Origin of the sequence: Cesiribacter andamanensis AMV16 (genome assembly GCF_000348925.1) — a bacterium.
GTDB classification, from domain to species: Bacteria; Bacteroidota; Bacteroidia; order Cytophagales; family Cyclobacteriaceae; genus Cesiribacter; species Cesiribacter andamanensis.
Window position 1 is genome coordinate 1 of the sequence record NZ_AODQ01000132.1, and the last position, 12,170, is coordinate 12,170.

Annotated in this window: 9 protein-coding genes and 1 pseudogene; 5 read left to right on the forward strand and 5 right to left on the reverse strand. The window is 56.4% G+C overall.

What is annotated here, in order from left to right; translation table 11 throughout:
* A partial coding sequence (locus tag ADICEAN_RS17595; RefSeq protein ID WP_040397976.1) for a response regulator occupies nt 1–1,123 on the forward strand: 1,123 nt, incomplete at its 5' end.
* A 218-nt stretch (nt 1,124–1,341) separates the two neighbouring features.
* The gene (locus tag ADICEAN_RS17600) at nt 1,342–2,496 is read left to right on the forward strand and encodes a zinc-dependent alcohol dehydrogenase (protein WP_009197006.1); all 1,155 of its coding nucleotides are present in this window, start codon (nt 1,342–1,344) and stop codon (nt 2,494–2,496) included.
* Nucleotides 2,497–2,739: 243 nt separating this feature from the next.
* Here the strand turns inward: ADICEAN_RS17600 and ADICEAN_RS17605 are convergent, their stop codons facing one another.
* Nucleotides 2,740–3,693, reverse strand: coding sequence for an alpha/beta hydrolase (locus ADICEAN_RS17605; RefSeq protein ID WP_009197007.1), 954 nt, complete (start codon nt 3,691–3,693; stop codon nt 2,740–2,742).
* 293 nt (nt 3,694–3,986) lie between these two features.
* On the opposite strand from ADICEAN_RS17605, the pseudogene ADICEAN_RS23400 reads away from it, so the two are divergent.
* Nucleotides 3,987–4,871 (forward strand): annotated as a pseudogene (locus ADICEAN_RS23400) (SDR family oxidoreductase).
* Nucleotides 4,872–4,936: 65 nt separating this feature from the next.
* Here ADICEAN_RS23400 and ADICEAN_RS17615 read toward each other — a convergent pair.
* Nucleotides 4,937–6,100 (reverse strand): N-acetylmuramoyl-L-alanine amidase family protein, encoded by a 1,164-nt coding sequence (locus tag ADICEAN_RS17615; RefSeq protein ID WP_009197010.1) that lies wholly within the window; start codon nt 6,098–6,100, stop codon nt 4,937–4,939.
* A 487-nt stretch (nt 6,101–6,587) separates the two neighbouring features.
* Between ADICEAN_RS17615 and ADICEAN_RS17620 the strand changes: the two genes are divergently transcribed.
* A complete protein-coding gene (locus ADICEAN_RS17620) occupies nt 6,588–7,175 on the forward strand; it encodes a carboxymuconolactone decarboxylase family protein (RefSeq protein WP_009197011.1) in 588 nt (195 codons plus the stop codon).
* A gap of 27 nt (nt 7,176–7,202) precedes the next feature.
* Entirely contained in the window at nt 7,203–8,516 is a 1,314-nt protein-coding gene (locus ADICEAN_RS17625; RefSeq protein WP_009197012.1) for a sensor histidine kinase, read from the forward strand.
* A 56-nt stretch (nt 8,517–8,572) separates the two neighbouring features.
* Here the strand turns inward: ADICEAN_RS17625 and ADICEAN_RS17630 are convergent, their stop codons facing one another.
* From ADICEAN_RS17630 to ADICEAN_RS17640, 3 genes are all read right to left on the reverse strand, one after another.
* Nucleotides 8,573–10,645: a multicopper oxidase domain-containing protein gene (locus ADICEAN_RS17630; RefSeq protein ID WP_009197013.1), complete on the reverse strand. Its 2,073-nt coding sequence runs from the start codon at nt 10,643–10,645 to the stop codon at nt 8,573–8,575.
* Nucleotides 10,646–10,946: 301 nt separating this feature from the next.
* Nucleotides 10,947–11,729, reverse strand: a complete 783-nt coding sequence (locus ADICEAN_RS17635) for a LytR/AlgR family response regulator transcription factor (RefSeq protein WP_009197014.1) — start codon at nt 11,727–11,729, stop codon at nt 10,947–10,949.
* On the reverse strand, nt 11,710–12,170 hold a 461-nt coding region (locus ADICEAN_RS17640), incomplete at its 5' end, for a sensor histidine kinase (protein ID WP_040397978.1). The genes ADICEAN_RS17640 and ADICEAN_RS17635, both read right to left, overlap by 20 nt.

Genomic DNA, 12,170 nt, shown 5'->3' on the forward strand with positions numbered 1-12,170 from the left:
CACCATGAGCCACGAGATCCGCACCCCCATGAATGCGGTCATTGGCATGGCCCATCTGCTGATGCAGGATGATCCGCGCCCCGACCAGCAGGAAAATCTGCGCCTGCTCCATTTCTCTGCCGAGAACCTGCTGGCCCTCATCAACGATGTATTAGACTTTAACAAGCTGGAAGCCGGCAAGGTGGTGCTAGAAAAAGCCGCCTTTGACCTGCCCCAGCTGATCGATAACCTCAAGAACAGCCTGCAGACCACTGCCCGGGACAAAGGCTTGTTGCTGGAGGTGATGCACGGCCCCCAGCTGCCCCAGCGGGTACTGGGCGATTCCATGCGCCTGTCGCAGGTACTGATCAACCTGCTGAGCAATGCCATCAAGTTTACCCCAACCGGGTATGTGCGCATTGCAACGCAGCTGCTAGAGCAGTCAGAAGCCGGCTGGCTTGTGCAGTTTAGGGTAGAAGACTCCGGCATTGGCATAGCCGCCGACAAGCTCGATCTCATCTTTGAAAGCTTCACCCAGGCCGATAGCGATACCACCCGCCGCTTTGGAGGTACCGGGCTTGGCCTGAGCATCACCAAGCGCCTGCTCGATTTGCAGGGCAGCCAGATCACCGTAGAAAGTACCCCCGGAAAGGGCTCTGCTTTCTCCTTTGCACTGTTTTTTGAAAAAGAAGACCTACTCCACCCCGCTCCTATGCAGACACGTCACATCCAATCCACCGAAATGCTGGACCAGGCCCGCATCCTGCTGGTAGAAGATAATCCGCTCAACCGCTTTGTGGCCGAAAAATTCCTGAACCGCTGGGGACTGGAGGTAGAAGTAGCCGAAAGCGGCAATGATGCCCTTGAATTGCTCAAATCCCGCGCCTACAGCCTGGTGCTCATGGACCTGCAGCTGCCCGATATCGATGGCTTTGAGGTGGTAGAACGACTGCGCGGCTCCTCTTCCATCAACGCGCAGGTGCCGGTACTGGCCATGTCTGCCTCTACCGAACCGCACATACAGGCGCAGGCCTTTGCCACCGGCATGCAGGATTTTGTAGTAAAACCCTTTGACCCCGAAAGCCTGCGGCAGAAGATCTGGACCTACATCAGCACCGACCGCCTGGCCGAGGTAGGGAGCTAAGCATTGCTTCTCTTCTGAATCAGCGAAAACCCATAAGAAAGCCACCCCCACGGTGGCTTTTTTCTGTTTGTAATAGCTGGCTTTTAGTCAAACGGTTGGGGTATAGTGTGTTTATACTGAGGGCTTTGTGTTTTAAAAATGATTGTTGAGGCACTAACATAATAGTACCTGCCGAGTTGCTTTTTAAAGAACCGGATTTTTTACCAATACCTATTTTTATGAAAGCAGTACGTTATCACAGGCCTAAAAGCATGCAGGTGGATACAGTGCCTGATCCGGGCATTCAGCAGGACCGGGACATCATTGTAAAAGTAACCGCCACCGCCATTTGCGGATCTGATCTGCACATTTACAATGGCAAAATTCCTGAGATGGAGAATATTGTGATGGGCCACGAGTTTATGGGCGAGGTGGTAGAAACCGGCAAGGGGGTGCGTACCCTCAAGAAGGGCGATCGGGTGGTGGTACCCTTTCCTATCAGCTGCGGCAACTGTTTTTTTTGCCAGCACAGCCTGCACACCCATTGTGAGAACTCCAATGATAATTATGGGCCCGAGGGCGGGCTGGTAAAGGAAAAGGGGGCGGCCCTGTTTGGGTACACCAACCTCTATGGCGGCTATGATGGCGGCCAGGCCGAGTATGTGCGCGTACCCTTTGGTGATTTTGGTCCGCGCAAGGTGCCCGATGGCCTGGCCGATGATAAGGTGCTCTTTCTGACCGATATTTTCCCCACCGGCTGGACGGCCATTGACTGGGCCAAGCTCAAAGGGGGCGAAACGGTGGTGGTCTTTGGCTGCGGGCCCGTAGGCATTATGGCGCAGAAGGCGGCCTGGATACAGGGGGCCGGCCGGGTAATAGGGGTCGATATTCAGCCCTACCGCCTGGAGCTTGCCAAGCGTACAGCCAAGTCAGAAGTGATCAATGCCGCCGAGCAGGATGTAAAGGAAATTGTGCGGGACATTACCGGCGGCCGGGGTGCCGATGTGTGCGTGGATGCCGTGGGCATGGAAGCCGACCGGGGGGTGCTTGAAAAGGTCATGAACACCCTGCGCATGCAGGCCGGCTCCCTTAATGTGCTGGATATGTGTTTCAGTACCGTGCGCCGGGGCGGTGTGGTTACTATTGTGGGGGTGTATGGCTCCTACTACAACAACTTTCCGCTGGGTCAGATCTTTGATAAGGGCCTCACCCTGCGCATGGGCCAGGCGCCGGTGCAGCACTACATTGATACCCTCTTTGGGCTGGTGCAGGAAGGAAAGGTTACCCTGGATGATATTATCACGCACCGCATGCCCCTGAGCGAGGCCCCCCATGCCTATAAGATCTTTAATGATAAGGAAGATAACTGCCTGAAGGTGGTATTGCAGCCTTAGGGATATTTTAACGTATCTTAATTAAACGAGCCGGGAAATTAAAGGCCTCAGAAGAAGATCTGAGGCCTTTTTGCTGGACTTATGCTAATGAGTGCGAGGTTGAGGAGGGGTGTATTACCAAGCAGTCATGCTGGGCCCAGGCTGGTTGCCGGACTCTCCTATTTGGCTGATGTGTGCCTCGGCACTCGTGCCACGAATCACTCGTGGCACGAGTCGGGAGTGCTTAGCCCCCAGTAGCCAGACTTATCGATTATCCCAGATAAAGCCGGTAATCTCATGGAGCAGGCCTGGGGCCAGGGGTAGCCCGGGCTGGCTGTAGGTGGCAAAGTTCTGCTGCTGGTCGGCCGGGGCTTCCTTCAGGATGTGGTTCATGCCGGGAATAAGGGCCAGTGTGGCTTTTGGATTGGCTTTGGCCAGCTTGCGGGCGTCAGCCTCGGCTACCTGTAGGTCGGTGGTGCCCTGCACAATCAGTACGGGCATCCGGAGTTTCTGAATCTCCAGTTGGGGATTGTAACGAAACCAGGAGATCATATAGGGTTGAATGCTGGGGCGCAGCAGGGCAAACAGCATGGGGTTTACCTGCTTTACCAGATGGCCGGCCGCCAGTGAATCCAGGGCCGGAAAAGCTGCCTGCTGAATCATGGGAGGCTGGTTCATCAACTGCTGGCGGATGAGGGAATCGGCCGGGGCGCCGGCGCCGGCAACGGAAATAAAGCCATCGGCACCTGCCTGACGGGCGGCCAGCATGCCCAGCAGGGAGCCCTCGCTGTGGCCCAGGATAAAGAGCTTGCCAAAGCGCCTGTCCTGCCGCAGCTGTTGGGCCCAGGCGGCGGCATCCCCTGCAAAATCCTCAAAGCGCAGCTCGGCCTCTGCCGTAAAAGCGCCGGCACTCTGGCCAATCCCCCGTTTATCATAGCGCAGGCTGGCAATGCCTTCGGCGGCCAGCGCTTCGGCCAGCAGCTTCAGCGAGTTGTTCTGCATCATGGGGTTGTTGCCATTGCGGTCTGTGGGGCCTGAGCCGGCAATGATCAGCACAAGGGGGCCGGGTGTTTTGGCAGGGGAGGGGACCAGCAGGCTGCCTCTGAGCGAATCGCCGGCAAGTGGCAGGGCAACAGGCTCCTCATGATAATCAACCTGAGCAAACAGGGGCAGGCCCAGGCCCAGGATCAGGCAACAGGCACAAATAAACGATCTCATAGGCATAGCGGATTGTAAGGGGCTGGCGCTTTTGGTACGCCAGCAGGACAAAAGCTACAGAGGATTTTGCCGTTGAGCACCATGCTTGTTGCAAAAGTAAAAATACTCCCAAAATACTCTTGCTTATTTTCCATTTATTCACAAAATAATTGTATTATTATCCTATCATTAGGGCAGTATTCTACGTTATGTCCGGGCCCGCTCTATACCCCCTAATGGGATTCTTTTTTTCTGGAACTGCTCTTCGCCTCAGGTGCACATTTTTTCATTACACTATAAAAAAGGAGGTTTCCATGATATTAGTAGTAGGCGCTACCGGTTATCTGGGTAGCGAGATCTGCCGCAGGCTGGTAGCACTGCAGCAGGAAGTGCGGGCCCTGGTGCGCCCCACATCTGATCCCGGTGCACTTGCCCGCCTCAGAAGCCTGGGCGTTCAGCTGCAGGTAGGTGATTTGAAAAACCCCACCTCCCTGGCCCAGGCCTGCCAGGACGTTGATACCGTATTCTCTACCGCCACCACCACCCGCAGCCGGCAGCAGGGCGATTCCATTGAAACCGCCGACGGGCAGGGGCAACTCAACCTGGTGCACGCCGCCAAATCGGCCGGGGCAGGCCGTTTTATCTATGTCTCCTACTCGGGCTAGATCGGCACCGATGATCCCCTTACACTGGCCAAACGCTCGGTAGAGGCTGCCCTTAAAAACAGCGGCATGGTGTACACCATCCTGCGGCCCAGCTGCTTTATGGAAACCTGGCTGAGCCCGCATACCGGTTTTGATTACCCCAATGCCAGAGCCAGTATTTTTGGGCAGGGCAACAACAAGATTAGCTGGATCTCACTCAGCGATGTGGCCGCTTTTGCGGTAGAATGCCTGAGCAATCCGGCTGCCCGCAATGCGGTGCTGGAGCTGGGTGGTCCCGAGGCCCTGAGCCCGCATGAAGTGGTGCAGATCTTTGAAGAAATAAGCGGGCGCCCCTTTGAGCTGCAGCATGTGCCGGAAGAAAGCCTGATGCAGCAGATTGCCACGGCGCAGGATTCGCTGCAGAAGACCTTTTCGGCCCTGATGCTGTCCATTGCCCATGGAGATCCCATCAACATGGAAAAAACGCTGAAGGAGTTTCCTATCCGGCTTACCTCGGTGCGGGAATACGCCAGCCGTTCTCTGGCCGCTTCCTAAGCCCGGGCGCCATGTCCTTAGGGCTGCCCGGCTGCACTCCCTGCAGGGGTGTGGCATAGCAGGGCTTACTGGGCTTTGTAATCGCTGATGATGCCATCGCAGATCCAGTTGGCCAGGGCCTGCCGGTTGTCGGGCAGCACAAAGCGGCGCTGGTCCAGATCGTTCTTGATATTGCCCAGCTCGATGAACACAGCCGGCGGATGGCTGTATTTGATCACATACAGGCTGCTGCGGGTAGAAACGCTGCCATGGTAGTTGCGGTTGGGCTGGTGGCGGCTGTATTTGTTGGTGAAAGTCTGGTGAATGGTGGAGGCCAGTTTTGCCCCATGGGGGCTGTTCTCGTGGTGGTAGAAGAATACATCAATGTTTTGCCCCTGGCTGCGGCTATCTACATGAATGGCCAGCATGCGCTGGTAGGCTCCTCTGTGCTTAAGGTACAGGCCATTAACGGCATTGGTGCGCTGGCGCAGGCGCTCCTTCTGGCTTAGGGGGATGGGGTCGCCCGGGTAGCAGATTTCATCTTTATCCGAAAGCAGGATGGCATCATCGCGGATGCCATCGTCGGGATCCTGAATGATCATGTAGACCGTTGCGCCATGCTCCATCAGGCGGCGGGCCAGCCGGATGGTCACATCATAGGCATACTCATCTTCACTGAGGTGGTAGGGACCGTATTTGCCAATGGCGCCAGGGTCGGGCCCGCCATGTCCGGCCGTCAGGTAATAGACGGCTCCTTTTAGCTGAGTGTCCCGCACCTCTACCCGGCTGTATTTTTTCCCAAAGAGGGGTACGTCCAGTATGCCGGTTTCTTTAGGCACTGCGGGCGCAGGACTGGCGGGTGAAGGGCTGGTAGGGGTCGGGCCGGTACCCATCCCGCCTGTGGCTGTAGCACTACCCGCAGGAGATACGGGTGCGGCAGGGGCAGATTTTTCGGCTCCGCCGGGTCCGGCATTGGCAGTTAGCAGCTCATCCGGGGCGGTGGGAGCAAGGGGCAGCAGGTACGTACGGCCTACATGCAGGCTACTATCTTTGCCCAGCTTATCCCTGTTGAGGGCAACAAAAGGTTTGAGGTACTGGGCGGGATCAAGCCCATGTTTGCGCAGCAGGGTATAAATGCCGTCTCCCCGTTCGGCCGTGGCCGTGGGGTGAGTCTCCTGGGCCAGCAGGGGAGTGGCCAGGCAGAGCAGGAGCAGGAGCAGGAAGGGGGTGCGCACAGCAGTAGAAACCATCGTCACAAAATCGCTTTCACTGCGAGAATACGCATTTTTTTGGGGAAGTGAAAATCGGACCGCCCCGGCAGGTAAGCGAAAGCTGCTGTGTTTCAGTCCGCACAAGGCGTAAAGGCCAAAAATTGGGCCCTATTGCGGGTACATATTTTCCTGCCTTTTACCAGCCCTGTTGGCTAGTGCCCGGGTAGGGGGCTGAGGCCGGCTACTCCTAGAAGAGGCTTCTTTTGTAACGGAACGCCCGTGAATCATGCGCGGGCAGGCGCTCACAGAGCCTGAGCGGCAGTAGGCAATGCAGCATTTTTGTCTGAGAGATCTTTCTGTGCCATTCCTGTTTCTTTGACAAACAACCTGCACCTGTGATGGGGGTCTGGTAATCCTGCTGTTTACCTTACATTCGGTATTTATTCTGGCTTTAGCTGCATAATTTTGAGTTGTGTGGCCCTGCCGGAAAGGGCCCGTTCTTCTTTCAACCCTATCCCCCTTTCGAATGTCCGTAGCTACTCCCACTACCCTTGCCACCCGTTTCAAGCTTGTGCCCTATGCCGAGGCCAGCCCGGAGGTAAAAGCCATCTACGATGAGACCATGCGAGACATGGGCGTGCCCTTTGTGCTGAACTGGTTTAAGTGCCAGGGTAGCAACCCCACGCTGCTGCGCGGCAACTGGGCCAAACTGAAATCGACCATGTTGCTGGGGCAGGTACCCTTTATCCTGAAGCAGCTGATCATTTACAACATCTCCAAAACCAAAGGCTGCCAGTACTGCGCCCATGCGCATGGCACCATTGCCGATAGCCTCAGCAAGACCCTGACGGGCGACGACAGCATCAAGCTCACCCAAAACCTGCAGAGCGATTATATTCCCAGCTCTTACAAGGTAGCCCTGGGCATCATTACCCGTGCGGCACTGGACCCGCAAAGCATTACCGAAGCCGATTTTGACGAACTGCGGGATGAGGGCTATGCCGACGAAGAAATTCTGGAGCTGATGGCCCTGGCCGATCTTACCAACATGATCAATACCATTGCCGATCTCTCGGGCATCCGCATCGACAACGAGCTGATGGAAACCAAATAAGAAAGGCCTGCGGGCCTTTTTTGTTCTATGAGTGAGCAGACCTTTTTGCAGCAATCGCTTCGTATCCGCTACGAAGCCCTCTCTACTTTTGCCAGTGCCCTCAGCCGGGCGCAGGATCAGCAGGCAGTGGCCCAGGCAGTAGCGGTGCATGCCAAGTACGTGCTGGATGTGTACAAGCTCCGCATTTATTACCGCTTTGGGGAGGTGGCCCTGGCCCTGGAGCTCTTCAGGGGAGGGGTGCAGTGGCCGGCTGTAGGCAGCGGCGCTCCGCTGGAGCTGCTGGAGGCTCAGCTGCTGCAGGAGGAGCTGCCCCGCTATGTAAAGGGCGTCGCGCTTAAAGAGATTGAGGCCCTGGAGGGTACCTTCTTTGGCGACCCGCGCATCAACAGCCTGTATAGCCTGCCGCTCCAGCTTAGCGAACAGCACAGCCTGGTGCTTAGCGTTGCCTCAAAGGAAAGCAATCCCTATTCCGATCCCGATTTTCGTTTTATACGCCTGATGGCCGATCTGCTCTCCAGCAAATTCTCGCAATTGCTGCTGCTGCGCAACATCGAAACCAAAAACGAGGAGATGGCCGAGGTGAACCACGAGCTGGTGGTGCTGAATGAGGAGATCAGGCGGCTGAACCTTTTTCTGGAAGAGAAAGTGCAGGAACGCACCACTGCCCTGCAGCGCGCCAACGAAGAGCTCAACACCATCTTTTACCGCACCTCGCACGACTTCCGGCGCCCCCTTACAACCATCCTGGGGCTGGCCAATGTGGCCAGGCATATCACCCGGGACCCGGAAGTGCTAACGCTATTTCAGTATGCCGAAGAGGCCGTGGGAGATCTGAACCGCATGCTGGAAAAGCTCAAAGACCTGAGCTACCTGACCACTGAAGAGCGAACCCCCGTGCAGACCGACATCGGGGCCTTGCTGGCGGCCATACAGGAGCGCTATAAGGAGCAGGTAGAAGAACGGGGCATCCGCTTCAGCTGCACCGACCGGCTGAAAAAACCCCATTATGCCCCTGAAGGGATGATGTATGCCATTCTGGAGAACTTGCTGGAAAATTCCATCTTTTACTGCGGGCAGGCCCCCCAAATTTGCCTTTGGCTGGAGCAGCAGGGGGAGGATGCAGTGCTGAATGTGCAGGACAATGGGCAGGGCATTCCGGCCCAGTACCTGGAGAAGGTGCTGGAGATGTATGTGCGGGCCCATGAATCCACCCGGGGCAATGGCCTGGGGCTCTATGTGGTTCGCCGGCTGGTGGAGCAGTTGCAGGGGCAGATCAGCATCAGCAGCCGCCTGGGCGAGGGCACCCTGGTACAGCTGCGCCTGCCGCTGCAGCAGTCCTGAAAAAAGCCCTGCCGGTGAGAGCAGGGCCTATAGAACGGGGTAGTATGGACACATACTTACCTGGTGATCATGAATCGTTCCCGGTGGGTTTTGGTGTTGAACTGAATTACGCAGGTATACAGGCCGCTTTGCAGGCTGCTGGTATCAAGGGGCAGCAGATGCTCGCCGGCATGCTCCAGTACATGCTGCTGCTCCAGTACCAGCCGGCCCTGGAGGTCATAGATCTTTAGGTGCAAATGGCCTTTTTCCGGTGCCACCACCTGCAGGCTAATGGCCTGCTTGCCGGGGTTGGGATAGAGGCTGTAAGGGGCTATGCCCGCAGGATAAGCCTCCTGGCCGGCTACACGGGCCCGCTCATTGTGTGCAGAGGGCATGTGGTGGGGCATCTCGCCTACATGGTAGGGGCGCATCATTTCATGATCTTCGTGTGATAGAATGTGGCAATGCCATACATAGCGCCCGGGCCGATCAAAGGTGGCAATAAAACGGGCCATTTCTCCGGGCATGATGGGATAGGTGTCTTTTAGCCCATCCTGACCCCGGCCGGGATGTTTCGGCTGGCCAAGCAGCCTGGCTTTGCTCACAACACCGGTTTCGGCATCAAATTCGGCCTTAAACTTTTGGGTGTTCAGGACCCTGAAGGAGACCAGGTGCAGGTGAATGGGGTGGGCATCCGGGGTAAGGTTGTAGATCTCCCAGATCTCGGTGGCATTCAGGGCTGGATTTTCGGTGATGGGGTCATCCCACGTCATGGCGCCCTCTTTGAGGGTCCCCAGCTGGGCCATCAGGCGGCCCTGCTCATCCAGCCCTTCAAACAAGATAAGCTCCCGCACCTTATCGGCCGCAGGCGGTTGCGGGAGAGCGGGGCGCAGGCTTGCCGGTATGGGGGTAAGGGGATAGGCAGCATCCAGCGGTTTGCTGACCCGTATGGCCATGATCTGTCCTTCATGGCGCGGGTTTATGGTTTCGCCGAAGGGGTAGGGAGCGCGGGCATTATTGCGCAGGATGATGGTTTGTCCCCAAAGGGCAGGGTCAGAAAAATCAACCATCACATCCATGCGCTCGCCGGGAGAGATCAGCAGCTGATCATGGGCTACAGGGGAGGGCAAAAAGCCCAGGTCGCTGCCGATTTGCCAGAATTGCAGCGATATGTTTTTAGCGTCGCTAAAGAACAGGTTGTAAAAACGGGAATCGGACCCATTGAGCAGGCGCAGGCGGTACTGCCGGGGCTCTACGTCCAGCACAGGCCATATTTTGCCATTGACCAGTATGAAATTTCCAAAAAATTCGGGCATGTGACTGGGTTCGCTGGCGCCGTTTTCTTCCGGCATGGAGGGGTAGTAGAGTTGGCCGTCTGCCGTAAACATGCGGTCCTGTATGGCCAGGCCAAGATCATAGGGGGCGGCAGGCAGTTTGTGCTGGCTTTTGAGCGCATCTTCCCGCTCATCGGTAAGCAGGTAGAAGCCCGCCAGGCCGGCGTATACATTCAGGCGGGTAATGCCCAGGGCGTGGTCGTGGTACCAGATGGTGGCGGCTTCCTGGGTGTTGTGGTAGTAGTAGGGGGCGCCCGGATGGCCTTTTACATAGTGATGCCCCTTTTGTGCAAAATTTGGGGTATACCAGGCTTCCGGTAGTCCGTCACTGGCCGATTCGGTATGGCCGCCATGCAGGTGGGTGACAATGGGTACACCGGCCGTTTGCCAGTTTTCCAGATGGCCCAGCGCCCAGTGCAGGCTGGGGTCTACAGGCAGCAGGTGGGGGAGGGGGGCGCCTGTATCGCTGCCGTCCTCGGTCAGGCGGTTGTGCCAGTACACCTGTAGCGGCACCCCTTTTCTGGCGAAAATCGTTGGGCCGGGATACTGCCCATTGTACCCCCATACCGTAGTTTTCATGACTGCTCCGGTCTGGGGATGGCGCAGGCCCAGATCTTGCTCAACTTGTGTGATGTCCACTGAAAGGGTAGTGGGGCCCTCGCTTACATCCAGAACTGCCGGGATGGGCAGCGGATGCACAAATTTAGGCTGGCTGGCGGGGTCCAGCAACTGTTGGCCCGGAGCACTGATGCTCCACAAAAGGCCGGCCATCAGCGGTACCAGGCACCGCTGCAGGGAAATGGGAAAAGGTTTCATACCGACTCCTGTTTGCGTGTATTAAGTGTTAAAAAATACAGTCTAACAGGGCGTAGTGGATTCGGGGGCCTTATAAAGATACAAAAAAATAGTCTTTTTCTATAAGTAGGCCGGCGTTTGTTTTGCTCAATTTTTGAAAGACTGTTGCTGTAATAAGCAGCTTGCTTACACCGGTTTAAGTCTGTTTTGGCCTTTTTGTAGCCTGTCTGACTGTTCGCCCTTTATCGGTAAGGGCGCAGGTTCGCCTGAGCAGGCCCGGGTTCTTATTGGTATATGAGCGTAGGGCTGGGCATGGCTCTGCTTATTCGCCCAGCCAGTTTCTGAAATCCAGGGCTTTTTCCCGGCTTACCAGCACCTCCTCTTCAGGGGCGGGGCGTAGCTCCAGCTTAAGTTTGCTGTTGAAGTACAGGTGGAGGCGCTGCACGGCGCCCAGCGCTACAATGTACTGCCGGTTGGCCCGGTAAAACTGTTTGGGATTCAGGCTGCGTTCCAGCTCTTCCAGGGTATAATCAAGCAGATACTGCCGGTTATCACTGGTGCGCAGCTGGGTGAGCTTGTCTCTGGTAAAAAAGTAGGCAATGTCGGCGGTAAGGATGGGAAACATGCGCTGCCCTTGTTTTACCAATATGCGATCGCGGTAATGGGGCTGTGCCGGGCTGGCACCCCCTTTCAGGGCTTCCAGCAGGCTGGTGAGGCTGGGGATGGGCTGCTCGGCTGCTGCATAGGCCCGGGCAAGCTGCCGGAATTTTTGCAGGCTTTGCTGCAGTTCTTTTTCCTGAATGGGCTTCAGCAGGTAATCGATGCTATGCACCTTAAAGGCCCGCAGCGCATACTCATCATAGGCCGTGGTAAAAATAACCGGACAGCGTACCTCGGTCTGGGAGAAGATCTCAAAGCTTTGGCCGTCTACCAGCTCAATATCCAGCAGCAGCAGATCGGGCATGGAGTGCTGTTGCAACCAGTGTACCGTGGCGGCCACACTGTCCAGCACGGTCAGCACCTGGGCTGAGGGCTCCAGCTCCTGCACCATTTTCTGGAGGCGCCGGGCGGCCAGCGATTCATCTTCAACGATCAATACGTTCATGCTGCTTGTGGGGGATAAGGGGTACGTGTACCTGAAAGTGCGTGCTGCTTTCGCTGATCTGGATATCGGCCTGCTGCAGCAGCTGGTATTTGGCCGCAATGTTTACCAGGCCCATTTTGCTGGAGGGTACCGTGTTTTTGCGTTTCTGCAGGTTGTTGCTTACCACCAGCTGATCCTGGCTGCTAGTATAGATGCGGATGGTGAGGGGCATGGATTCGGAGATCATGTTGTGCTTAACGGCATTTTCTACCAGCAGCTGCAGGGTAAGGGGGGGCAGTACATGCTCCTGCAGCCCCTGGTCAATGGCTGTTTCCAGAAACAGCCCCCCCTCAAAGCGGGTCTTTAGCAGAAACATATAGGCCTCTATGAACTCCAGCTCCCGCCAAAGGGGTATGAGCACCTTATCATTGCTTTGCAGCAGGTAGCGGTACATGTTCGAAA